Source organism: Paraburkholderia unamae (genome assembly GCF_003096875.1).
GTDB lineage: Bacteria > Pseudomonadota > Gammaproteobacteria > Burkholderiales > Burkholderiaceae > Paraburkholderia > Paraburkholderia unamae.
In genome coordinates this window covers 23,728-49,040 of the sequence record NZ_QEOB01000006.1, presented here as the reverse complement: position 1 = coordinate 49,040, position 25,313 = coordinate 23,728, and the positions used below count along the sequence as shown (strand labels likewise).

At 58.6% G+C, this 25,313-nt stretch carries 15 protein-coding genes and 2 pseudogenes; 5 read left to right on the top strand and 12 right to left on the bottom strand.

Annotation, left to right across the window (positions count from 1 at the left end; genetic code table 11):
• Positions 1-3 precede the first annotated feature (3 nt).
• From C7402_RS13965 to C7402_RS13955, 3 genes are all read right to left on the bottom strand, one after another.
• Positions 4-723, bottom strand: a complete 720-nt coding sequence (locus C7402_RS13965; RefSeq protein WP_112171171.1) for a hypothetical protein — start codon at positions 721-723, stop codon at positions 4-6.
• A gap of 89 nt (positions 724-812) precedes the next feature.
• Positions 813-1,688 carry an alpha/beta fold hydrolase gene (locus C7402_RS13960; RefSeq protein WP_112171170.1) on the bottom strand — a complete coding sequence of 292 codons (876 nt, stop codon included), beginning with the start codon at positions 1,686-1,688 and terminating at the stop codon, positions 813-815.
• A gap of 36 nt (positions 1,689-1,724) precedes the next feature.
• Positions 1,725-2,186: an SDR family NAD(P)-dependent oxidoreductase gene (locus C7402_RS13955; RefSeq protein WP_112171169.1), complete on the bottom strand. Its 462-nt coding sequence runs from the start codon at positions 2,184-2,186 to the stop codon at positions 1,725-1,727.
• Positions 2,187-2,302: 116 nt separating this feature from the next.
• Between C7402_RS13955 and C7402_RS13950 the strand changes: the two genes are divergently transcribed.
• Positions 2,303-3,268 carry a GlxA family transcriptional regulator gene (locus tag C7402_RS13950; RefSeq protein WP_112171458.1) on the top strand — a complete coding sequence of 322 codons (966 nt, stop codon included), beginning with the start codon at positions 2,303-2,305 and terminating at the stop codon, positions 3,266-3,268.
• An 875-nt stretch (positions 3,269-4,143) separates the two neighbouring features.
• On the opposite strand, the pseudogene C7402_RS13945 reads toward C7402_RS13950, so the two are convergent.
• The 6 genes and pseudogenes from C7402_RS13945 to C7402_RS13920 form a co-directional block, all read right to left on the bottom strand.
• Positions 4,144-5,060: pseudogene (locus C7402_RS13945) on the bottom strand (DUF72 domain-containing protein).
• Between the two features lie 10 nt (positions 5,061-5,070).
• Positions 5,071-8,217 (bottom strand): error-prone DNA polymerase, encoded by a 3,147-nt coding sequence (locus C7402_RS13940; RefSeq protein WP_112171168.1) that lies wholly within the window; start codon positions 8,215-8,217, stop codon positions 5,071-5,073.
• A gap of 14 nt (positions 8,218-8,231) precedes the next feature.
• Positions 8,232-9,707 carry a Y-family DNA polymerase gene (locus C7402_RS13935; protein ID WP_112171167.1) on the bottom strand — a complete coding sequence of 492 codons (1,476 nt, stop codon included), beginning with the start codon at positions 9,705-9,707 and terminating at the stop codon, positions 8,232-8,234.
• Positions 9,628-10,344 carry a translesion DNA synthesis-associated protein ImuA gene (imuA, locus tag C7402_RS13930; RefSeq protein WP_112171166.1) on the bottom strand — a complete coding sequence of 239 codons (717 nt, stop codon included), beginning with the start codon at positions 10,342-10,344 and terminating at the stop codon, positions 9,628-9,630. The genes C7402_RS13935 and imuA overlap by 80 nt, the downstream gene beginning before the upstream one ends.
• A gap of 349 nt (positions 10,345-10,693) precedes the next feature.
• A complete protein-coding gene (locus C7402_RS13925) occupies positions 10,694-14,356 on the bottom strand; it encodes a VPA1269 family protein (RefSeq protein WP_116611087.1) in 3,663 nt (1,220 codons plus the stop codon).
• 757 nt (positions 14,357-15,113) lie between these two features.
• Positions 15,114-17,585: a VPA1269 family protein gene (locus C7402_RS13920; protein ID WP_165841888.1), complete on the bottom strand. Its 2,472-nt coding sequence runs from the start codon at positions 17,583-17,585 to the stop codon at positions 15,114-15,116.
• Positions 17,586-19,406: 1,821 nt separating this feature from the next.
• On the opposite strand from C7402_RS13920, the pseudogene C7402_RS13915 reads away from it, so the two are divergent.
• A pseudogene (locus C7402_RS13915) lies at positions 19,407-21,551 on the top strand (error-prone DNA polymerase); the annotation flags it as partial.
• A gap of 14 nt (positions 21,552-21,565) precedes the next feature.
• Here the strand turns inward: C7402_RS13915 and C7402_RS13910 are convergent.
• Together C7402_RS13910 and C7402_RS13905 are read right to left on the bottom strand one after the other, a co-directional pair.
• Positions 21,566-22,495: a dTDP-4-dehydrorhamnose reductase family protein gene (locus tag C7402_RS13910; RefSeq protein WP_116611085.1), complete on the bottom strand. Its 930-nt coding sequence runs from the start codon at positions 22,493-22,495 to the stop codon at positions 21,566-21,568.
• A gap of 11 nt (positions 22,496-22,506) precedes the next feature.
• A complete protein-coding gene (locus C7402_RS13905; protein ID WP_112171161.1) occupies positions 22,507-22,713 on the bottom strand; it encodes a heavy-metal-associated domain-containing protein in 207 nt (68 codons plus the stop codon).
• A gap of 162 nt (positions 22,714-22,875) precedes the next feature.
• Between C7402_RS13905 and cueR the strand changes: the two genes are divergently transcribed.
• From cueR to C7402_RS13890, 3 genes are all read left to right on the top strand, one after another.
• Positions 22,876-23,301 (top strand): Cu(I)-responsive transcriptional regulator, encoded by a 426-nt coding sequence (gene cueR, locus C7402_RS13900; protein ID WP_112171457.1) that lies wholly within the window; start codon positions 22,876-22,878, stop codon positions 23,299-23,301.
• A gap of 292 nt (positions 23,302-23,593) precedes the next feature.
• Positions 23,594-23,743: a DUF3563 family protein gene (locus C7402_RS13895; protein ID WP_112171160.1), complete on the top strand. Its 150-nt coding sequence runs from the start codon at positions 23,594-23,596 to the stop codon at positions 23,741-23,743.
• Between the two features lie 276 nt (positions 23,744-24,019).
• On the top strand, positions 24,020-24,316 hold the full coding sequence (locus C7402_RS13890) for a hypothetical protein (protein WP_244314845.1): 297 nt from the start codon (positions 24,020-24,022) through the stop codon (positions 24,314-24,316).
• Between the two features lie 46 nt (positions 24,317-24,362).
• Here the strand turns inward: C7402_RS13890 and C7402_RS13885 are convergent, their stop codons facing one another.
• Entirely contained in the window at positions 24,363-25,208 is an 846-nt protein-coding gene (locus C7402_RS13885; protein ID WP_116611083.1) for a 23S rRNA (adenine(2030)-N(6))-methyltransferase RlmJ, read from the bottom strand.
• Between the last annotated feature and the right edge of the window lie 105 nt (positions 25,209-25,313).

Below are 25,313 nucleotides of genomic sequence, written 5' to 3'. Positions count from 1 at the left end.
TTCTCACTCAAAACGGAAGTCAGAAAGATCAACACCGACGATCAACGGCTCCGGCAGGGCGATGTTGTCCGGGGTGCGAGGGTAGATACGCAGACGCGTCGGCATCCGGATGCCTTGGACGGTGACGTAGTCACTCAGATAACGTGCGGCGGCATTGCGTCCCTGGATATCGACTTCGTAGTCGTGGCGGCGGAGAAGTCCATCTGCATCGAAGTAAAGCGTCTGCACGGTGCTGTGCGTTGCGATGCTCGGTGCGAATTCGACCCGGAGACGTCGCCACGGCAGGCCATCGACAATCCAAGGATCAATCTCCTGCGCCACCACGCCTGGATATCGCAACAGGAACGGAGACGTCAGATAGGTCCACATGGTGTAGCCCGCGAAATACGCGAGCTGCGCATTAGACCAGGGCGTTTCCATCTCGTATCCTTCGAACGACGCCCGCGGATGATTGAGGGTCTCCACGATCGAGTCGTCAGCTCGTCGAATCTCAACGAGCGAGGGGGTATAGATCGAATGATCTGACGATGGTGCGAACGGCTCGTGTGACACTCGTTGTTCGTGAAGATCAACGGTGACACGCGAGTGCGTCAACACGTTTTCGCACTGTTTGAGTTTCCAGAGCGCGCCGATGTGATGAAGCTGGGCAGACACGCGGCGAAAGCTACGAAATCGGTCAAGACCGCCGGCAGTCGCGATGGCCTTGTCGATGAGGTTTTCCATTAGTAATCCTTATTTCATTTCAGATTGGTCCGATTTTTCCACTACTTGAAAAGATCGTGCCTCAGGGTCTGTCTAAACTGTGCGCGGCGTCAGCAGGAGAGCTTTTGCGAGTAAGCTAGAAATGCCACGATGTGAGCTGCAGATGCCTGCGGAAACTGGAGTTGAGGTCCATGTCCCGACTGTGGAAATGTGACCAGGTGAAGACTGGGGAACTGGGCGTTCAAGGCATACCAGTTCTCAACTGGAAATACGATGTCGTGATCGCCGCCAATGTGTAAAATCGGAATCGAAGCGGCGCGCAGCGCTTGCAGGACCGGCGGTGCTGGGAAAGCGGGATTTCTAGGGCCTTCACCGAGTTGATCCGCGGCCCAGCTATAGGGCACTTCAGGACTGACGTCGGACGTGCGGGCGGCGAGACGTCGTGAAGCCTCTTCTGCAGCCGCGCGGCTTTTCGCTGAAGTGGGTTCGAAGAAAAGGCTGACGAAGTCTTCGAAGTCGTTCTCGCGTTTTGCAAGCGTGTAGAACAAGGGCTCACCTGTTTTCACCAGCGGCCCGGGTGGTGTGGTCGCGATAAGCACCGCGTGACTCGCAATTTGCGGAGCTTGCGCCAATACAATTTGTGCAGCTACGCCACCGATAGACCAGCCACCGATGATTACGCGACCAAGCTCGAGTGCACCGATCAATTCGATGGCGTCTCGCGCCAGTGCGGCGGGGTTGTAGGTACGCTCGCCGGTGGACTGTCCGAGTCCACTGTAGTCAAAAATGACGACTTCGAACCCTTTTGCGGCGAGACTGTCAAGGAACAGAGGATCCCAAGAATCCATTGTGCCCCTAAAGCGTACGCAAAGTACGAAGGGCTTACCGCTACCAAAACGTCGATACGCTAGGCGTCGGTTCGGTAGGTCGGCGAAGCGTGTTACCGCACTGAGAGACGGGGAATCAACTTCGGGAGTTGTGCTCATCCGTATTCAACTGGTTGTTCAAGCGATTCTGCGGAGCTAAAACGGGACTGGACTGCCATTTATTCTGCCGGAGCTGGTCACGACGACGGCTGAACGGCAGAGGTTGGCCGAGCCACCACTCGAGGCGAATTTCCTGACTGCCGCGCAGGACACTTCACACTCAAGTCCAACGGACTTGATCAGCGAATCGGCCTGCACAGCAGAAAACGCGTTGTCTACTCCTTCATCTGTGACACTGACAACCAGAACGACGCTGGCATCCTGATCGATCTTTTCGGCGATCAATGCGACATCGGAGGGAGATCGTCGATCGGCGGCTACGACCTCAACTGCGCGGCGGGTCTGGGTGGTCAACTCCTCTGCGAGTGCGTTCAGACTCGCGCGATCCCGATCGATCAGAATGAGATCGTGACCGTTGGCTGCAAGGTAATCCGCATAGGCGGCACCAATAACAGACAATGCGCCGCTCACCACTGCAGTTCCGCGTGAAGCCGTCATTCTTATTTCCTCGTTGGAAAATCTATCGACGATAGGAGCCTATGATCCTGGGGAATCACGTGTTTCTCCAACGACATTTATAATCAGGTTTTCGGTCATGGCCCGCGGTGACAATGATGCATCGAATTGGTTACTTTTTGACTGATGGCTTCCAGGTTATGGCCATCGGAACACAAACTGTTTTCGAGATTGCCAACGTAGTGGCGCGAGAGCAGATTTATAGCGTCACAAATTATTCACTTGCAGGTGGGGAAACCAAGGCGTCACTAGGCGTATCCGTGAATACGCAGCCGGCCGACTCTACCGCGGTGGCGGACACGTGGATGGTCAGTGGAATCGTCAATCCGATCGGACGATCCACCGATCCTGAAGAACTCCGATTCGTCATCGAAGCGTCTGAGCGCTCGCGGCGCACGGCGGGCCTTTGCACAGGTGGATTTGTCCTTGGAGAAGCGGGTCTTCTCGACGGGCGGCGCGCGACGACCCATTGGGCGTTTGCGGCGGCGATGCAAGAGCGCTGGCCTAAGGCGGAAGTGGAGGCAGACCGGATCTTCATCGTCGATGGCCCAATATGGACTTCAGCTGGACTGACGGCGGCGATGGATCTCGCGCTGGGTATGGTGGAGAAGGACCAGGGTCCGGATTTTGCCAATTCGGTCGCGCGTGCGCTCGTCATGCATCATCGTCGGTCCGGTGGCCAATCGCAGCATTCTGAAATGCTGGCGCTTGCACCAAAATCGGACAGGATTCACTTAGCTCTTGAGTATGCGCGAGTGAATCTGTCAAAGCCTTTGCGTGTCGACGATCTCGCAAAGGCCGCACACTTGAGCCCTCGGCAGTTCGGCCGCATTTTCCTCGCAGAGACTGGCGAGTCGCCCGCCAAAGCCATCGAGCGACTTCGCTTGGAGGCGGCGCGGAATATGATTGAGCGAGGTCGGCATCCGCTGGAGACGATTGCCCGCGAGACAGGGTTTCGCGACAGGCGCCATCTGCGGGAAGTTTTTGTTCGTGGGTTTGGTGTATCTCCGCAGTCATTAAGGCGGGATGCACGATGCGATGAGCCCTCTGAGGCGGCGGAATAGCCGGCTAACGAACCGCTTGCTCTCGTTGAACAGCGGAACACTCAGCAAGGTCATAACCGCGCCGTTTGAAACTTTGCGGTTCCTGCCTTGGCCCAGGCGAGAGCAATGCGATGCGCCAACGTTGCTCGGAGGACAATTTGATCAAACGGCTGCACGGGAGGGAACCGGGCGACTTCTGTTCTGGACCCCGGTCTTACCGCAAAAGCTCGGTGATAACGACAGCTTTGTCATCGCGCGCCCTCAACGTCAGTGGCGCTTTGTTGCGGATCGCGGCCCGCATCGACCGGCGCGGGCTGGACAGGTCCTACGTCGATCCGCGCGTGATCCGCGCAAGATATGCTGAGCGGGGCACCGGCAATACATCATTTATCGTCGTTCCTTCGCGCTGTGCCGCGAAATGTTCGCGTGGGGCGCCGTTGATCGGCTGCGCGCCTTCTCTTATACCTCGCACGGCCGTTGCGCGCTTCGCTCGACAAGTTCGCTTGCCGCCCGCGATGATCCAGACGGCGCGGTTCAGCATGTTGCGGGACGAACGCGGACCCACGGCTATTGGCTTGACAAGGTCAGGAACGCCGTGGCGACGTTGTACAAAGGCGCGATCCACGATTTCAACTACTGAAAGTGCTCGCCGCTCACGCACCGATAGGCGCCGTCATGCAACAGACGGAGACAGCACTAAAGACGCCTCTGAAATTACGCGGCTCGCAGCGCGAGAGGGCAAGATGACGCTGTTGCGCGGGACTGGATACCGTGATGCCGCAAACGCGTTCGAGATGACCCGTGTCGTTCTTTGATGTCCTTGAGGAAAGGCGGCTTTGTCGCGAAAAGCGGTCGCTCGACTTGGCGATCCCGATGGGCCGGTCTTGGCCGCACGTTCATTGCGCGACCGGCACTGCGGCGTCGCCAAGAAGACCTTTCAGCGTACGCGCATTTCGCTGACCTTGGTCCTCGTAATGGTTGTTGAACACGACGTGCGTCTGCGCGACGGTTGCGGCAAGCATCTCTAATGCGTATGGAGAACTCGCGAAGCTTGTCGTCGCTGTAGTCGTAGTTGAAACGATCACTTGCAGCAGTTGCGCCTTTGATGTTCCACGTCTCGTGGTTGCGGCCGTGCAGGCGGACCAACGCGAGGTCGGGGCTCGTTACCTCCCAAACTGCGGGGATCGAATTCGCGGTGCCTTGCGGCTCGTCCACGATCACGTTCACAAGTCTTCTTTCGCACTCGAAAGCGAGTGTCGAGTCTCTGTGTTTCTCGTCGAACCAGCTCCGGTTGCGAAATTCGACTGCCATCAGATGTCGCCCGGCGATGATGTCGGCACAAGGCTCGACGTGTGCCCGGCCATCGGGACCTGAAATTACCCAGGGCGCGAACTGGAAGTGGACGGCGCCGAGCTTTCCGGCTTCGTGCAATGGCGCGATCGCTTCGAAATACCGTCACCAAAGCTCCTTGCGGACGTCCTAAGGCTTGTCCTTGTAGTAGAGATTTTTCTTGCCGTTCTGTGGGAGTGCCGGTTGCATGTCCTTCGGGAACATGTCTCGAGGCGTCTGGTGCCGAGTGAACAGGCGGAAAGCCTTGATGTTGAACACGAATCCGGGCGGTGTGCGCTCGACCCACAGGACGGAGTTGCTTCCGTTGGGCATGGAGTGTAGCTCGAGTCGACCTCCACCAGCGTGAACTGGCTGGCATAGAAGCGCAGTCGCGCCTCCGCGCTGTTGCAGCCGAGGGATAGAAGCGCTTGCTGTTGATGAGCGCGGGATCTGTCCAAGATGTGTTGCCAACACGGATGTTCATTGGCTCTCCATCAGCAGAAGTTACGACTCATGGTAGGGAGTTCGCCAAGCAGCTTACTGCAGTCTACCAGGCGGTTTGCAACGAGGTGGCGAACCTCGCCTTCCTTTTGCCAGACGCCGTAGACGGCAAGCAGTGACGAGCCAAGTGCTTCGCGCCGGAATTTTTCCAGCACCGACTGCCAGATGATGATATTTACGCTTCCGGTTTCATCCTCAAGCGTCATGAACATTACCCCCTTTGCGGTGCCGGGCCGCTGCCGGACGGTGACGATCCCGCAGGCACGCGCGAGTTGTCCATTGCGATAACCCATGAGCGTCCGGAAGGCGACGAGGCGCATCTTCGTGAGCTTGGGGCGGAGCAGGGCGACCGGATGCCGGCCTAATGTGAGACCTGTTGAACGATAGTCAACGACGATCTCCTCGCCTTCGGTCATCGGAGCAAGTACCGGGGTTTCATCGTCATCAGTGGCGCCGCGCAGGAGGTCGCGATCAGGAACCGCTGCAACTGATTGCCAGAGCGCGGCACGGCGATCACCGGCGAGCGAACGAAGGGCATTCGCAGACGCGAGGATTTCAAGGTCGCGACGATCGAGCTGGGCCCGTCGCGCAAGATCCGATACATCAAGGAACGGGCGCACCGCCCGAGCCATCTCGATGCGCGCGGCCGCTTCCTCCTTCATGCCGCGAACAAGCGACATGCCGAGGCGCAACGGGCCGTCGGTCGATGCGCCTTCGATCGTCGAGTCCCAGTTGCTCAGCGCCACATCTACCGGCAGCACCTGCACTCCATGGCGCTTGGCATCCTGAATAAGCTGCGATGGAGAGTAGAAACCCATCGGCTGGCTGTTGAGCAACGCGCATACGAAAACCGTAGGCTCGCGGCATTTGATCCATGCACTCGCATAGACGAGCAGTGCGAAGCTCGCAGCGTGGCTCTCCGGAAATCCGTATTCGCCGAAACCATGGATCTGCGCGAAGATTTGCTCGGCGAATTCCTTATCGTATCCGCGCTCAAGCATGCCGTTCACGATACGGTCGTAATAGACGCCAAGTCCCCCCTTGCGTCTCCACGCGGCCATGGCACGACGAAGCTGGTCCGCCTCGCCGGCGGAGAAGCCGGCGGCGAGCATCGCAACTTGCATGACCTGCTCCTGGAAAATCGGCACGCCGAGCGTGCGCGCGAGCGCCTGCTCCATCTGTGGGCTTGGAAATGTCACGGGCTCGATGCCCTGACGTCGGCGAAGGTATGGATGAACCATGCCGCCCTGGACGGGGCCAGGGCGCACAATTGCCACCTCGATCACGAGGTCGTAGAACCGACGCGGTTGCAGACGAGGCAGCATGCTCATCTGCGCCCGCGATTCGATCTGGAAAACGCCGACTGTATCTGCGCGGCAGATCATTTCGTATGTGGCGGAGTCTTCTGGGGGGATGTCCTGAAGCTCAAAGACTTCGCCGCGTTTCTCCGAGATGAGATCCAGCGCGCGACGCACGGCTGACAGCATGCCGAGCGCGAGTACGTCGATCTTAAGCAACCCCAAGGCTTCGATATCATCTTTGTCCCACTGGATGATCGATCGATCTGCCATTGCCGCATTCTCGATTGGAACGAGGCGTGAGAGCTTGCCCCGGCTGATCACAAAACCACCGCTATGCTGCGACAGGTGGCGTGGAAAGCCGAGCAGCAGGGCGGCGAAATTCGCCCACTGCGCAATCAGTGGCGCCTCGGGATCAAGTCCAGCCTCTGCGAACCGGATCAGCAGGTCCTGACTTGAGTCAAACCATTGGTGGGCCTTCGCAACACGATCGACAATTGCCGGATCGACGCCCAGCGCCTTGCCGGCTTCACGCAGTGCGCTTCGGGGCCGATAGGTGGTGACCGCAGCTGTCAGCGCTGCGCGATCGCGTCCGTACTTGCGGTAGATGTACTGAACGATTTCGTCACGTCGCTGGTGCTCAAAGTCGATATCGATATCCGGAGGCTCCCCCCTCTCCTTGCTGATGAAGCGCTCGAAGAGCATCGATGATCGTGCAGGGTCGACCTCGGTTATGCCCAGGCAGTAACACACTGCCGAGTTGGCGGCAGAGCCTCGGCCCTGGCAAAGGATCCCCTCGTTCCGAGCGAAACGCACGATGTCATAGACCGTGAGGAAGTACGGCTCATATTTCAGGTCGGCGATAAGTGCGAGTTCGTGCTCGATCTGCGTCTGGACGTTTTTGGGGATGCCTGCGGTCCAGCGCCGATGTGCGCCGATATATGTTTCCTGACGCAGATAGGCCTCAGGCGTGAAGCCGTCTGGCACAAGTTCGTCGGGATATTCATACCGCAGTTCGTCGAGCGAGAATGTGCAGCGCCGCGCGATTGCAACGGTTTCAGCGAGTGCTCTGGCAGGATACAGGTTCGCGAGGCGCAGGCGGGCTCGAAGGTGCTGCTCGGCGTTTGGCGCGAGGTCATATCCGCAATCAGCAACGGGTCGGCCAAGCCGGATTGCCGTGAGGACGTCCTGAAGCGGTTTGCGTGAGCGCACATGCATGACCGGAGCGCCCGTTGCAACGATGGGCACGCCATGACGCACGGCTATCTGTTCGACCACACCGCGGTGGATGTCATCCATCGCGCGAGCGTGGAGCGTCAGCGCGACCCATGCACGCTCACCGAATGTAGTGGCGAACCATTCCATCTGCACATCAAGGCGCGCCTCGTCTGCCGGATATTCCGGGCTGAGGATCGCAATGCATTCGGGGAGCGACTTTAGATGGGCGTGAGGAGGCTCTGGATGGTCAAGATCTCGCGTCGCCAGACGATAGCTACCTTTGTCGGCACGCATGCGGCCGAGCGTGATCAGTTCGCTCAGGTTGCCATAGCCCTCGCGATTCATCGCTAGCGCGGTAAAACGAAGCGCGGGCAAACCATCAGCATTGGTCAATCCAAACTCGGAGCCGACGATGAAGGGAATGCCCGCTTTCTTCGCCTCAACGTGCGCGCGTACGACACCCGCGAGCGAGCATTCGTCGGTCACTGCGATCGCGGTATAGCCTAATTGCGCTGCGCGCTCGGAGAGATCGTCCGCGTGCGACGCTCCGCGGAGAAACGAAAAATTTGAGACGCATTGAAGCTCTGCGTAATCGGGCAGTGCGCCATAGGGCGAAGCCAACATCACTCGCTCCGGGGCTAGCCGAACAGGCCATGCAGAAACCAGCGCGGCTCTCGTTCATCGCTGACGCCAACGCGCTCGCGATAAATCCAGTAATGCATATGGTTCTCTGCTTCGGCGACAAAATAATCACGGGTTACTGTTTCTTCGTCCTGCCAGCCGCATTCGATCCGTTCACCCGGAGAGACCATCCGCAGTGGTGTCCCGTAAAACGGTCGGTGCCCACGCATGATGAGTTCTATGGGCTTGTCTAGCAGCCACGAGGGACGCGGCAGGTCACGCGGCAACTCTCGGCCCGCCCTTGCGTAGTCGCTTGAAATGGGCACCCATCGAGCAGCGATTTCGGGTCGGAAGTCCGCTATCGGATTGGGGCGCAAAACGTTTTCTGCTCCCAGTCGTGCTGTCAGCAGTTCCATTAGTCGTGCGTGATCCTGGATGGAGCCACCCGGTTCCGGAAATAGCGAATCGCTCGGTGCCTCAGCCTCGCGCACATCCTTCGCTTTGAGCCGCAGCGCGATAACGGGCGCGGCAAGTTCGACCCGTGCAAGCCGCTCCTTCAGGAGACGAACGAGATGCTCCTCGTGCCAGGTGGGTTCTCCGAGTGCAATCTCAAGCTCGGTTGGTGGAATCGCTTTGCGCCCGCGCTCATGCTCTAGCGAAAGGACAAAACGGGCTATTGCCAGCTTGCGCGAGGCTAACCAGCCTGTCATCTGGAGGGTGAGTCGTCGCGCGGCAAAAAGCGTCGCTTCGACGTGTTCGATGCGATCAGGGAGTTCTATCCGCTCATTGAAGATCGGCGGCATGGTTATCCACTCATGTGCTTCAGGGGCTGCTGCCGTTGCGCGATCAAGCACGTCGAGAACGGCTGTGCCGCATCGCTTCTTCAATCCTGCGCGCGGCAATCGCATCACGTCAGCGATCGACGTGCAGCCCAGTCCCTCGAACCACTCCGCAAATTTGCGCGCTGCCGGTACAGCGGTCACCGGGACACTCATAAATCGACGGGACAAGGTTCGAATCGAGACTGCAAAGCCGCCGTCAACCCGTGCAAGAAGCCAGGCGGCCTGTGCCGTGGGCGCGACGGATATGGAACCCGTCACTCCAAAGGCCGTAATTGCGCTGCGAATGCGCTGACGCAAAGAGCGCAAACCACCGAAAAGCCGCAAGCTTGCCGTGACGTCCGCAAGCACGACATGCTCCTCGGTTACGACGACATTGGGTGTGAACTGAAGAAGAGCAAACGCAACACTCCTGACTGTCTGCTCTTCGCGTGCCACGTCGCGCTCCCTCAGGTCCGCATTCGGTGCGAGGGTGAGTACCCCGCCTCGGCGCATGCCTGCAACTATCCCGTGAGCGTGCGCCGTCGCGTCTAACGCGAGTACGCGGCCCTTTTCCAGCACCACGACGCCAGCGTCATGCGCTGGCGTGTGCCACGTCGGGCAAAAGCTCTCGATGGGCAGGCGCGGCAGATGAACGCCGATCCAGTGGTGCATTTCGGTTCAACAGGACAGGTGAAGGTGACAAGGGGACGAAAACGGGCTGATCTCGGTGAGGTCCGCGACGCTTGACGAATGAGATATTCAGCCCACCCTTGACCGCTTCCAACGCTATGCGCAGCGGCGCCGGAGATGTTGAGCTTGCTGCCGCAATAGGGCGGAAAAGGAAGAAAAGCGTTTCCGACCGCTGCGCAGACAGCTGCAATCGCCTCAGGGCTTCCGGACGGATGTGCTGCTGCCAGAAAAGCAGGGTGCCGACAGTCCCAGCCCGCAGAATTTGCTCGGCGGCCCACAATGCGTCGGCGTTCGAGGATGGAGACAGCACGCGGATGTTTTCGACATTGAGTCCCCACCATGAAAAGGCGGTTGGTTGGAGCGTGTGGGGTGGCTGCAGCAGCATAACTGACCGCTTCGTCGCTGCACCCAGCGCTGACTTGAGCAAGCGGAGCTCGCCACAGCCTGGCTGTTGTAGCAAAATCTCGCTCAAAGATCCAGTGGGCCAGCCGTGACCCGGCAATTCAGCGTCAAGCGCCTCGTACCCACTGGCCACTGTTCGGGCTCGTGCCGATGCTAGCTGCGACGCACGCCATAGATCCGGGTGGATATCTTCGATCTGCGCAAGCGGCAAAGCCATTTCCGCCCCCTAATACTGTACATTCATACAGTATCGTACCGGCGAATATGCGTCTGCGCAAGCCGTTATGAAATAGATTCTCCGGTCGTGGTTCAGGATGGCGCTTGAATCTTCGTGGGCCACCGCTGCCACGCGCGGGTACACGATTAGATAGCATTCGGGCCAGAAATTGGGGGCAAGCTACAAAGCTTTTTGCACGGTTAGGCCGCCAAAGGTGAGATCTTACGGGACGGCTGCTTTTTGATCGTCGATCCACAACGTCAAATTTAGGGCGCGATAGCGAATCTAAAAGCTCAAGAGCCTTTCCCTGTTCCAGCAACGTAGTGGTCCGTTTTTCGGTGAACAGCTATCAATCGGGCGTGTCTGGCCCAGATAGATCGGCAACGGTTCGCTTTCCGGCGGCGTCAGCGAGTACCTCATCCACCCAACTCAAGAAGCTATTCCGATTTTCATCCTCCACGCATAGTGGTGACGAACCGTCCAATGAATCTTGAATCCCTTTAATGCCAACGAGGCGTTCAGCAAATGAAGCCATCAGATAAGCTGCGTTATGACGTGTCCGATCATCAGGAATATCAATTAATAGATAGCGCGATCCTTCCGTTCTCAACACGAGATCCATAAATCTGACACACGATTCACGCGCGCCAATACTGCAGCGTTCAATCCCGCCTAACATAATCGCGCTATCCAATATGTTCTTGACAAGCGAAAAGTCTCCCCCGCTTTCGAGGCGTACCTCAATCTGACGCCTGATCTCCTCACTTTCGCCAAGCGAAAGCAATGTCAGTTCTTCATCTTCTGAGTCAGCAAACGACGCATCGTCCGTTACCATTCCTGATGCCAACTTCTCCGACTCCACAAACATCTTGTAGCGGTTTGTCCACTCGAGAATCAGCACTTCAGATTTCTTGTCGATTGCGGAAATCTGCTCCTTTAGCAATTCGGCCTCAAGCGCGAGCTTCTTTCGGCCATTGGTGTCCAGATCTGACGTATCTCGCCACGACAATTCATGCAAAGCGTCTTGGACGCCGTTTCGCGTTCTACCGATACCTCTCAATTCGAGCATAATTTCGTTCATTGCTTGGGCTTGCTGTATGAGAAATGCCGGACCGGTACTGAAGAATCGGCAGTTTCCACATCCTCCGATGATTGCGGAAAAACGTGGTTTCGCGCGGGCGTCGGAATCGTCAAGGTTAGGAATGGCAACATGGCATCCCGTTCCACCAAGGGGGCAGATACCGCCGGGGACAATTTTCCAGCCCCAAAACTGGAGCAGAAGATCCGCGTCGCGATGCCGAGCGTATTGACGATTAAATGTCCACTTTTTTTCCTGATGAGCGAGCGTGGCGCGGTGCCGATCCCAGCCGTACACAGTCTGGTTTTCAGAGATATTTTTAATAATTAATTCGGTAACTCCGCGGGACTCGGGGCGATTGTAGTGCGCGGTCATCACAGCGGTGAGGTGGGCGACGACCAGTTCCTGCACAATGTGAATAGGCACTCCCATCTCGATCAACCAGGAAATCCCCGCCAGTCGAACGCTATAAATATCATACAGACTGACTCTGCCACCCGTAGTCTTTCGGGTGAGTTCAACTGTTTCACCTTTAGCTGCGAGGCGATCTTCAGTCTCGGCACAGAGCGCGTCGAACAATTCTGTAATTTTCGCGTGCGAAACGGGAAGGTAGTGCTTCGTTCGGCCTTTGTCGTTCCGGAAAAATTCCGTGGAAAGGTCAAGGAAAAGAGGGGTGAATGCAGGAAGAAATTCGGAATGTTTCTGATTGACCGCAACCTCATCAGAACGTGAATCATTGAAAAATACCGGAGTTGGATGTGGGTAATGCGCATTAATCCATTCCGTCTGCGAGCGCAGAAGATCATATGGCAGCCTTATCCATCGAGCTGTTTCGACTCCAAGACTACCTGCTTCGTCCTCGGACAGGAACGGCCACGGAAGCTCATAGCCCTTGCGGTCGCGGGGCGCCCACATTTGGGTCTTGTTTGTGGAGACGAAAATGCAAGGCTCAACGACCCCCAATAGGCCGTCCGTGAGGGGTTGTATGACGCCACTCGGTCGACCGTAACGCTGGAGATGTGACGAGCCATCCGCGTATCGCCATGCGGACAAGGGATGCGTGTTCGTCACATACGATTGAGTCAAAAAACTCCAGATACATTCGTCCATCAGGCCTCTATCCAACCATCGCACTTGCTTGGGACGCAACGGAACGATCAACAAAAGCGCTAACAGGCGCGCTCGTGTTGGACACCACACTATCTCGGCTTCGCTATTGAAACTGTCTCGCTTAATAAAAGTATCGTTAGGACATGCGGTCTTCGCCCACTCAAAAGTTGGATCCCCATCCTCATCAGGATCGAGGAGAATCTCAATCATGTCCTCTTGGACCGAACGTGGCAGACGCGGTCGCGGGCTCTTGGGGCCTCTGTCTATCGAGAAAGGATTCTTGATTCCCTCGAACGGATCAGCAGGCAAGTGCAGTCCCGCGTCCGGCGAAACAAGCAATGCTTTCGCTACAATTGAGAAAGCACGCGCCACTTCATGCCAGTACGACCACGCGGTCGATTCGCTTATCTTCTGGGATGCAACCCGATTTTTAAGATGAGAGAAAAAACTCCCTGCACAAAGCGGTGCGTTAGAATTAAGGAGATCGTTGGCCTCAATATCGCCGGGGGTACGAAATCCTCTTTCTTCTACCCAGTCCACGATCGTCCGCATTGCCGCATTGAAATGCTGCTCCCCGGAAGCACTTGAGTTCTCGAAGATCTGGGTGAATCTGTTCCACTCGCCGCCCAACCGTCCGGCAGACGCTCTCAACTCGGCGGGACTTCTGGGCTTGTGCCGCGTCTCAGGTTCGTTGCGGGGCTTACTGCTGATTGGAACCTCGAACTCGGCCCTAACCAATGCGCGGGCGGATTTCCTGCCGTCAAGAAGCGACAGAGGCCAGGGCGGAAGATCCCTCCTCGATAACTGTATTGCCTCAATGGACGATCGGTAGAGAACCATTGAGCTTGTTACACCTCGCTTAAGAAGATAGTTTGTTCGTTCTACTATGTTCTCCGGAAAATCAAAAGGCGAGCGGATCGTAGACGTGAAAGTGACACCCCGAATCAAACGACGATCGGAAGTCGTGAACGGTGAGTCTGTAAGGGAAAAGACCTTATCAAGCGTTTCAGCGGCAGCCCTACATGGAATCGTATCGTAGGAAAGCAGTATCGAACGATTTAGCGCTAGGGCTGCGAGAAGAACTTCCGCTGCGTAAGCTATGTGCAAGACCTTGTAAAGTGCGATTTCGTGAGTTGTCTGAAGTGGAGTTACCCCGAGCTCATCCAGCAGTTTGAGGGGCGCGACGTTACGCGAAAGAACTTCATTGCGTGGGAACTTATGATCAAATGTAAATCTTGCTATTTGCAGCAAAAATTCCAACGCATTTTCGATTTCGAGAGGGCGAAGCTTCTCTAAAAATCTATTAACTTCAGTGGAATTGAAAAATGATAGATTATGAGATTTATATTGAAACCTGACTGTAATATCGCGAGATTTATGCAATTTTAAAAATATATCGGATAGGGTATCGATTCTTCCAGGTAGATCCAAATCAGGTATTTTTGATACGAGTCGTGCAATACCGATCCACGCTTTTCCGCGTTCCTGGTAACCGATATTTAGCCCAAATCGGGCAAGCGCCGATCTCTTCAACTTAAACTCGATGTCGGGGAGCTCGAAGGACAATTCGTCATTGGCGACGAAATCTTCACCGAATTCGGTGAGAAGTCGCGTTGCGAGGGCTGTTAGTGATTGCTTGATATACTCCGAGCCAAGATCCTCAGAAAGTTTCAAAAGGTCACTTGAATTCAATGAGCTATCCAGAATAACCACCTTCTGGCTCGTGTTGAAAAGGACCTCCGACTTAGACCAATAGCCCACGGCTCTATCGAGTACGCTAAGGTCTCGTGTGACCGCGGAAGCATTGAGTTCAGCTTTGTCCATCGTATGTAGCTCCCTACAGCGAGCACGAAGATGCTCGAGCGTCAATTATCATCGCCAAGTCCCGCGATCCACTCCTTCGCCGACTCCCATTGAGCGGGTGTAAGTAGGACCCTCAAATCGCTAGGCGCGCAGGCGACAAGACACGTGAGGTTGTCCCGTCGCTCCACGCGCAAGGCCGCCACCTCCCCTTTGAAAACAGTTCGCAAAGCGGAGAGAAGTGGCACAGGCATATCGGACGTTTGGGGGAGAATCTCGATTGGTAGCGAGAGATCCTCAGTTGGGCCGAGTGCAAATGCGGACGTGAGAGAAACTGGACGTGTCTTCGTTTCTCGTTCTAGCAAGAGCGATAAATTCTTGTTCTCCGTAACGAGCCTGGTGTTGTCATCGCGTAACAAGTCGATGCAAAGTCGGACCTTCGGGTCTAATCCTTCAGCCGGATAAGCGTCGGGTTGCCGGGGATGAGCCGATTGAGGATTGCTTCGCCGCGGATCGCGATGCCGTTTAGACAAGTGCGCCGCATACTCACTCATTCGCGCGGCGATATACAGCTTAAGCTCGCTATTGTTCTGTATCGTTTGGGGCCGAGGTCCTCCAAATTGTTCCGTGGCCACTGCTGCAACGCGGCTGTAGTTCATTGTCCCTTTGGCTAGCTCGATTTGGTCGCACGCCTTCTTTATCCGTTCAAGGCTCGATCGAGCCTTGGGGCCGACCTGCTCGAACAGCCTCATGTAAATTGCCTCGGCTGTTTCGTTCGATCTCAATTCTTGTTCCCCTCTATGAAACGGTCAGTGGATGGGACCAGCGAGCCTTCGGGCGAAGGCGATCGGGAAACGATCTCTGATGCGAGTTGTAAGAATGCGCGCTGCTGCTTTCGGTCGAAAGGAAGAGGGCCGCGGCGGTCAATCGCTTCTTGCACGGCACGTCCTCCGACCATGCTTTCAGCCATCGTCGCTAGAGCGTGAGCCGCTTCGGCGCGTGCGCGAGGATCACGGATATCCATTAGAAGCGATCGCGATCCCTCCGCGCGAAGGATTCGTTCCATGAAGTCACAGCAAACGTCCTTTGATAGAGAAGATGCGTGTTCAAGGCCGCCGTGAATGGTTGCGGCATCCAGGATGTTTAGCGCCAGCGCGAACTCCCCGGCTTCCTCAAGTTTGATTTCTATCTCATGCTGAATGTCATCGCTCGAGCCAGAGGACACTAAACGGGTCTTGGCGAGTGATTCTTCTTCGATAGCCGAACCCGTGTCGTTCGAATAACTGAGTTGTTCCATCGAGTCAGAGAACATACGATAGCGATTGACCCATTCCAGTATCGTCGGTTCACACAGTCGGTCAATAGCCGCGATCTCGTCCTGTAAGCGCTCCTTCGCAATGGCAAGTTCACGCCGCTCATCCTCTCTCAGGCCGGGGACGTCGTCCCATGAAATCTCCGAACGTGCCTGTACGAGTGCCCGACGGCTGCGGGCGTGCATCCGAAGTTCGAGCATCAACTCGTTCATTGCGAGTGCCTGATCAACGATAAACGCAGGCCCAGTGCTGAAAAATCTGCAGTTACCGCAACCTCCCTCAACCGGAGAATAATGCTCCGTTGACTGGTCGGGATCTGATGACTTGTTTACATGACCAACTTCGCAAAGCGCGCCACAAACCGGGCAGATGCCGCCAGGGACGAAGATCCAGCCAATGTACGTGTCGAGCAACCCGTTTCCGCGATGCTCTTTCTGATGATAATTGCAGGACCACACTTCGGGACGAGTGGAAAGCCTCTCGCGCTGTTCGCGCCAGCGATGAACGTTCTGCTTCCGCTGAAGTGAAGCGATGATCGTTGACTTGAGCGTTTGTCGATCAGCCCGTTTATAGTGGAACATCATCACGGCGGTCGCGTGGTCCGAGATATATTCCTGAACGACACTAACCGGGACGCCCGATTCGATGAGCCTCGAGATTCCCGCGACCCTTAGCCCGTGGAGCTCATACGCGTGAAGCCGCCCATTAACCGCTCTGCTCGAGGTGCTCGGTTTGGTGAGCACAACATGTCGATCTTCGAGCGCGTACCGTCGCTCTGTCTCAAGAGATAGCGCCGAGAAAGCCTTCCCAATCAGATCCCTTGAGACTGGTATATGAAACCCGTTTCCGGACGCGTCTTCGACGTCTCTCATTGCCGATAAGTCGGCGAAAAGAGGGGTGAAACACGGAAGTTGATCGAAGTACCTTTCATTCACTTGGCTCCGGTCCTCCCACGTATCAGCGAAGCTCACAGGACGAGGGTTAGGAGCGTATCGATTCATCCAGCGGATTTGCTCGAAGATGGTGGAGTACGGGCGGTTCAGCCAGAGTGCGACGTCTTTGCCAACTTGCGTAATGTGTGCTGGCTCGATATATGGCCATGCCATGTCGTAACCTCGTCTGCTCTCTGGCGACCACATCGGTACCTTGGAGGTATTGATGAACAGCCCCAACTGGGCGCTCTTGACGAGCAGGTCGGAGAGATTCTGCAGCACGCCAGATGGTCTTCCGAATCGTTCCAGATGGGAAGTTCCGTCCTTGTATCTCCAATTCTTAAGTGGGTGCTCATTTGGAACATAGCAACGTTGGTCGACGCTCCAGACCTCCGTGTCGAACAGGCCGCGATCCAGCCATCTAACCTGCTTCACACGTAGAGGAAGCATCAGTAGCAGCGCGAGAGCGTTGGCGCGAGAGGGACACCAGACTTTCTCCGCGAGTGTCTTACCGTCGATCTGAGGATAAAACCAGTCCTGTTTGAAATATGATTTAATCCACGCGTAGGTCGGTACACCGTCTGGGCCAGGATCAAGCAAAACGTTCAATAGCGCTTCTTGTAACGTTTCCGGCAGGCGGTTCTTCGAAGTTGGGCTTCCAAATAAGCATCGAAACGGGTTTTGGTGCGGTTCGAAGGGATTTTCCGCAAGGGGCAGTGCAGTATCGGCTGAGAGCTTGAGAGAATTGACTACAAGGGAAAAAGCGCGCGAAGCGGTGTTCCAGTAGATAGACGCGGTCCCTTCCTTGAGACTTCCCTCTCTAATGCGCGCCCAAAGCCACGCATTGAAAGTATCATCGCGATCCGGCGCGCAGGGGTCGAGAATGTCGGAAGCCCTGATCTCGTCGGGTGAACCTATACCGCGTTCTTCGCACCAGCCAAGTAGGCTTTGAACTTGCGCGCGTTGGTGCTTTTTTCCGGATGCACTGGTCTCGTCGAGAATACGCATGAAGCTTTGCCATCCAGGATGCGCAAGCCCGTTTGTGTCGCTGCCTGCCGGCGATTCGTTACCGCTACTTCGCATCGTGGGCTCCAGGCTTCGCTAAGAGGTCCAATGTGCGGGAACATCGAGAGTCAGCCTTGTTTCAGGAAGCTCAACTCCGGAAACGCCCTTGATAATCTGCCGTCGTACCTCAGAGGGCGACAAGTGGTAGTAATCCTCTGTGCTTGTCAGCCGGGCGTGACGCAGAAGTACCTGGGTCATGTCCTTGGAAAGCCTTAAAACTGTCGCGCAGTAATAACCCGCGAGGTGACGCAACGAATGCGGTCCAAGAGAAAGATGCTCAAGGCCAAGACGCTGTATGGCCCGATCCCACACCTTCTTCAACGCCGGTATCGTCAGCGGCATCCCAAACGTGTTTCGGTCAAGCTGGATGTAGAGCCATGGATGAAACGGCCACTTCTTCGGCTTGCCGTAGAAGTTCTCGCGGAGATACTCGTTGAGGCATTTTCGAAAATAGATTCCGATGCGTGGATCGATCCAATGCGCCTCATAGCCAAACATTTCGGTGGTAGCTCCAGGGCTATCGTGGAATGTCATCCCTTTGAAGCCGACGCGCATTCCACCGTGCCCACGATACTTGTTGCGGGGGCGCAGGCAATATAGGTCTGGGAGCGAGGCACGGAAGACGGTGTTCTTCCACTCTTTTTCAAGGTAGGCAGCGCGGGTGGCATGATGGCGATGCCCCTTGCTGTCCTCCCAGCGCCACTCTCCGGTCTCGGGATCATCAAGCCGGATACGAGCTTCACCGAGCGGACTCGTACCCATAACGTCAGCGAGAAATAAATGAAGTGGCTCGGACTCTCGCATCCCCAGTCCAAAAAGCTGCAAAAACAGCATCTTGTCCCGCGGGTTCGGAGTCGACTCCACGAGATCAACGAACCGATCGAGAGGGAACGACTTCGGGGACAGGAAGTCTCTCCGCTTCTTGCCGCCATGTGCGTCTGGAGCAACTGGAACGACTACCGTTTTATCGTGCTTCCGCCCCGGGAATAAGTGAAGAAGAAGATCAAATTTGGTCCGCCGCTGGAATTCGGCGTACTTCTCCCAGTTGCTTAAAAGGCGGGCCTCGACTTGAAGCAACGGAGACGCTCCGTGAAACGTAACCTGGAACTTGTCAAACTCTCTTAACGCAGAAATGTAGCGTTGCACGGTCTTATAACCAACCGGCCTCCAATCAAGGCCGAGGCCCATTTCCGCTTCTGGTCGATCAGTGCCTTTCTGTTTTGCCGCTAGGAAGCCAATCACTAGATCGACGGATTCGCTTTCCGAGAGCGGTCGGTCGCCGAACTTCGCGAGGCAGTATTCGAAAAGTCCGAGGACGGCCCGAAGCATTTCATCAAAAAGTGATTGCTTAATGCCCGCGTTCAGTAAGAACGCGACCCATTGATTAATTAGAAAGCCGGGAGAGCCGTTCAAGAAAACGAGCGGAAATTTCGTATTGGGGAACTCGACCGTCCATACATACTTGATCGACCAGAACCGCTGGTGGGCCACGGGAGCCTCGCTCGCTATCAGTAGTATCAGTACACGATAGGATTCCCGCAACGTAGATACAAGAAAAACGCACAAGCGTTTTTTAAGTGATTGACGAAAAACCGTAGGTTCACCCCGTGTGGACAACTTCGCTGTACACAGGTCAAGCCTGTGTACAGCCGGCTTTTTGGCCGGTTCCGAAGTTGACCACACTTGAGACTGGCGCGCCCGCTTCGCGGGCTTGCCCCATTTTAAAAATCCCGATATCGGGAGGATATCGAGGGATATCATAACGACGTCGACTTCGAGCATCAGCGCCGCGAGGAAGTCATCCAGTACATCTATCGCAAGTACGGCACGCGCCGCGCCGCGCTGGCCGCGACGCTCATCACCTATCGCTCGCGCAGCGCGCTGCGCGACGTGGGCAAGGCGCTCGGGCTCGACAACACGCTCGTCGAGAAGCTTTCGGGCGCGCATCAGTGGTGGGACGGCCCCGACTCGATCGCGCGCCATCTGGAGGAGGCGGGTTTCTCGCCCGACTCGCACGTCACGCAGCAGCTCATCCGCCTCACGCGCGAGTTGCGCGGCTTTCCGCGCCATCTCTCGCAGCACGTGGGCGGTTTCGTGATCGCGCGCGACAAGCTTTCGCGCCTCGTGCCGATCGAGAACGCGGCGATGAAGGACCGCTACGTGATCGAGTGGGACAAGGACGACATCGACGCGCTGCGCCTCCTGAAAGTGGATGTGCTCGCGCTCGGCATGCTCTCGGCGATCCGGCGCTCGCTCGAATTCGTCGCGCTTCGGCGCGGTTTGCCGCAGTTTCGCGTGCAGGACGTTCCGCGCGAAGACAAGGCCGTCTACGAGATGTGCTGCCATGCGGACACGGTCGGCGTGTTCCAGATCGAGTCGCGCGCGCAGCAGAGCATGCTGCCGCGTTTGAGGCCGCGCGAATACTACGATCTCGTGATTCAGGTGGCGATCGTGCGGCCGGGGCCGATTCAGGGCGACATGGTGCATCCGTACCTGAAACGCCGGCATGGCGAGGAAAAGGTCGAATACGCGAAGGAGGAGTTGCGTCCGGTGCTGGAGCGCACGCTCGGCGTGCCGATCTTCCAGGAGCAGGTGATGCATCTCGCGATGGTCGCCGCCGACTACACCGGCGAGGAAGCCGACAAGCTGCGCCGCGCGATGGCCGCATGGCGGCGCGACGGCGACCTGCGGCCGTATCAGGCCGATCTCACGAAGCGCATGCGCGCGAAAGGCTACTCGCAGGAGTTCGCCGATCGCATCTGCAAGCAGATCGAGGGCTTCGGCGACTATGGCTTTCCGGAGAGCCATGCGGCGAGCTTCGCGCTGCTTGTTTACACGAGTTCGTGGCTCAAGCGTTACGAGCCCGCGGCATTTCTGGCAGGACTGCTGAACAGTCAGCCGCTCGGCTTCTATTCGCCTTCGCAGCTCGTGCAGGACGCGAAGCGCCACGGCGTGCAGGTGCGAGCGCCCGATATCGCGCTGAGCGACTGGGAGTCGGTGCTGGAGCGGCGCCATCGGCCCGGCGAGCGGCTCGACGCTGCCACTGCGCACGCCGATGCCGCGCTGCGCCCGCAACGGCTGCGCGCCGCGTTACCGGATTACCGGCCGGAACTCGCGCGCCGCCTTGGCCGTCACCTCGCGCACGTGCGCCGCGCGCGGCGCTTTCGCATCGCCTTGCCGGCGCATCGCTATGGGCGTCGCGGCCCGGCGGTGCGGCTCGGCTTCAGCCTGATCAAGGGTTTTTCGGAGGACGCGGCACGCCGCGTGATGCAGGCGCGCGCCGAGGCCCCGTTCACCGACGTCGACGATCTCGCGCGCCGCGCGGCGCTCACGCGGCGTGAGCTGGAGGCGCTGGCGGCGTCGAATGCGCTCGCGAGCATCGCGGGCCACCGGCGCGAGGCGTGGTGGGCCGTGACCGCGCAGCATGCGGTGCCGGCGCTGCTGCGCGACGCGCCCGTGGCCGAGGCGCCGCTCGCGTTGCCGCGTGCGTCCGAAGGCGCGGAGATCGTCGCCGATTATGCGAGCCTGCGCCTCACGCTGAACCGGCATCCGCTCGAACTGCTGCGGCAAGGTCTCGCGAAGCAGCGCTTTCGCACGGCGGCGCAGCTCGCGCATAGCCGGCACGGCACGCTCGCGCGCGCGTGCGGCATCGTCACGGTGCGGCAGCGGCCCGGCACGGCGAAGGGCACGATCTTCGTTTCACTCGAAGACGAGACGGGTTCCATCAACGTGATCGTGCATGCGGCGCTCGTCGAGTCGCAACGCAAGGAGTTGCTTGGGTCGTCGCTGCTGGCGGTGGCGGGCGTGGTGCAGCGCGAGGGCGAGGTGGTGCACCTCGTCGCGCAACGGCTGGAGGATCACAGCCGGCTGCTCGGCCGGCTCGCCACCGAGAGCCGGAATTTTCACTGAAGCGCGGCCCGCCGCTACGCGTTTGGCTCGCCGTTCTGCGGATTCTGCATGAAGGCGTCGAGCACCGCGCGAATCGCCACGTCGAACGGCGTGCGGCGGCCCATGCCCAGCGCTTCGAGACGGCCGGAATCGAGGTGGCAGTCGCGCGGACGGGGCGTGGCGTCCGTGGGCGTGGGCTGCGCGAGCAGCCGCGCCTCGACGCCGAGCGCCTGCGCGAGTTGCACGGCGATGTCGTGCTTCGTCATCGGCTCGTCGCCGGACCATTGCGCGACGCCGCGCACGGGTTCGCCGTCCGCGCAGCGCAGCAGCAGCTCGCGAATCACGAACGCCACGTCGGGCGTGAAAGTGGGGTAGCGCGTGGCCCATGCATCCATCGGCGCGGCCTGCGCGCCGGGCTGCGCCGAGGCGATGATGGCCGGCACGAGGCTCGTGACCGCCGACTCGTGCCAGCCGACGATCGGCCCGTACAACAGAGGCAGACGCAGCACGAGCGCGTTATCGCTCGCCTCGATGAGGGCGCGCTCGCCTTCGAGCTTGCTGTGGCCGTACGCGTTGAGCGGGTTCGGCGTGTCGCCGGCGCGGTAGGGCGCTTGCGTGCCGTCGAACACATAATCGGTGGAGATCGAGAGCACCCAGGCGCCGCGCTGCCGCGCCGCCGTGGCGATGCTGCGCACCGCGTCCACGTTGAGCGCGCGCGCGGCCGCCGGGTCATGCTCGCAAATATCGGGACGGCGCTCGGCCGCCGCCAGCACGATGGCGTCGGGCGCCTCGCACTCGACGAATGCGTTCACGGCCTGCGCGTCGCGCACGTCGAGCACGGTTTGCTGCGGGCCGCCGTGGCGGAACGCGGTGGGTACGACCTGCCAGGGCGTTGCGGCGGCGAGTTCGCGAACGACGGCGCGCCCGAGCAGACCCGACGCACCAATCACGGCGACCTTGAACATGGCGCGCTCCGTCAGGCGCTGGCCGTGCCGACCACGGTGTAGCCGGCTTCGTCGATCGCGGACTTCAGGACTTCGGCGCTCTGGTTTGATTCGACCTTCACGCGGCCCGAGGCCAGATCGATCTCGACTTTGGCCTGCGCGTCGTGTTCGTGGATCGCGCGCGTGACGGCGCCTACGCAGTGCTGGCAGCTCATGCCTTCGACGTTGAACTGGATCATCGTGTCTTCCTTTTTCAGAGAGTGAGGCGGGGTATGACTGGATATGAGGCCGCCGGCGGATTATGCCAGCGGAGGCCGGTTGTCGCGTTGGACCTTCCCATCATAGGAAGGTGTACGATCAAGGAATCGATCGGACCAACGATCAAACAGTGGGAGAGCAGCGTGAACATTGGCGAAGCGGCAAAGGAATCGGGCGTCACGGCGAAAATGATTCGCTACTACGAAAGTGTCGGATTGCTGGCGCCCAAGGGGCGTACGGACGCCGGCTACCGCGTCTACGGTCAGGAGGAAGTGCATTCGCTGCGCTTCATCCGTCAGGCGCGGCGTCTGGGCTTTCTGGTCGACGACATCCGGCGCCTGCTCGCGCTTTGGCACGACCGCTCGCGCGCAAGCGCCGAGGTCAAGTCGATTGCGCTCGAGCACGTGGCCGAGCTCGACCAGCGCATCGCCGAGCTGACCCAGATGCGCGACACGCTTTCGCATCTGGCCGCGCACTGCCAGGGCGACGACCGGCCCGACTGCCCGATCATCGAGGGCCTCGCCGACGCCGCGGCGCTGGACTGCCCTGAGTGCGCCCATTCGCACTGATTGCAGGTGCAACCGCCGTGGGCAAATTGACGCAACCTCCCGGCGCTTTCGCACCGAATTGGTGCTTGTGCGGGCAGCTAGCGCCAAACGCCCGTGAATCTGCTTGAAAATGTGTCGATAAAACATGATGTTGCCGATTCGTATCTCGGTGTCATTCCAGATTGGAATGCACGGCATTCGTGCAATTCACTAGCCAATCCCGGTGCAACCGTTATAATGCGGGTATTCCCTTACTAGGGTTATCCCTGATGCAAATCCACCGGGGATCGCCGAATCCTTGGAGCACACCATCATGTTTGCGTACCTTCTTGAAAAGCTGAGCAACTGGTTTGAAACTGCCGAACGTCGCCGCCGCGAAGCGTATCTCGCTTCGTCGTCCGATATCGTGCAACTCGAACAACGCATCCGTTCGATCGAATCGAACGGTTACAACTCGCTGTAAGCCAGATTTGCTGGTTCGTTGTAAGCCGGTTCAAACGGCAGCTATCAAGCCCCGCATTGGCGGGGCTTTGTCATTTATGCGCCGTCGATGGAAGAGAGTCTGAGCCTTGCCACTGGGGTAAGGTAAAGTCTTTTTGCGACAAGCCGTCATAGCAATGGAGTCGCTTTCTTTCGGGGGCAGCACATGGTGCAGAACCACAATTCCCACCCGTCGCATCGCGCGCCGCGTCGTTTTTCTGTTGTTTCTGTTGCGCGCGCCGGGCTGATTGGCGCCGTCATGGCGTGGGCGAGTGCCAGCGCGCTCGCGGGGCAGCCGCTCGTGCTGGATACGCAACGGGGCATCAGCGACGGCCAGTCGGGGCTCGTGCTGCAAAACGCGCCGCTCTCGCACGAGCCGATGGTGCAGGCAGTGCAGCCGGCCGGCATTGCGCCGGATTCGTCGCAACCGTATATCGTCGCGCCGTACGTGGAAGTGCCCGGCGGCGGGGGCGGGCGGCCGAATCCGCCGCCTCGTCCGCCGCGGCCCCCGCATCGGCCTTCGCCGCCACGCCCGCAACCGCTGCCCGCGCAGTAATGGCGCCGGGCGCGCCGGGCTCGGCCCGGCTAGCGCAGCGCGCGGCTCAGTCGCCGCGCGATTCGATGCGAAATTGCGCGCCGGCGTCCTCGCCGAGCGTTTTCACGAGCCACGGCAGTGCTTCTTTCATCGCCGCCTGAAGCGTAAAGGGCGGGTTCAGTATGAACATGCCGCTGCCGTACAGGCCGAAGCCGTCTTCGGGCGGGTTCCTGACCGAAAGCGTGACGTGCAGCCAGTTCTTCTCCTGTAGCCGCTTGAGCTGCTCCGGGAAGCGCTTCGACTCGGGCCGCGTGACCTGCGGATACCAGACCGCATAGGTGCCCGTGGCGAAGCGCTTGAGACTTTCCTCGACGCACGTGAGCGTGCGCGCGTAGTCGCGCTTGTCCTCGAAGGAGGGGTCGATCAGCACGAGCGCGCGGCGCGGCGGCGGGGGCAGCAGCGTCTTGATGCCGTCGAAGCCGTCGCCCGCGTAGATCATCACGCGGCGGCCCGCGTCGTGAAAGCGGTGGCGCAGCACGTCGATTTCCGTGCTGTGCAGCTCGAACAGCCGCATGCGGTCCTGTTCGCGCATCAGCCGCCACGCGAGATAGGGCGAGCCGGGATAGAAGCGCAGCTCGCCGTCGGGGTTCAGGGCCGCCACTTCGTCGACATAGTCCGCCAGCGCGGCGGGCAGGTCGTCGCGGCCCCACAGCTTGCCGATGCCGGTATTGAACTCGGCGTTCTTCGTGGCGTAGCCTTCGCGCAGTGCATACGCGCCTGCGCCCGCGTGGGTGTCGATGTACCAGTACGCCTTGTCCTTCTTGCCGAGGTAATGCAGCAGTTGCACGATGACGGCGTGCTTGAGGACGTCGGCATGATTGCCGGCGTGAAAGGCGTGACGGTAGCTCAGCATGATGGGGCGGGACGCAGGGTCCGGTGAGAATGCGGTGAAAGCGCGATGAAAACAATAAGACAGCAGCGGCGGCGCGCCGCGAGGTCGCACGAGGTCGCGTATTGT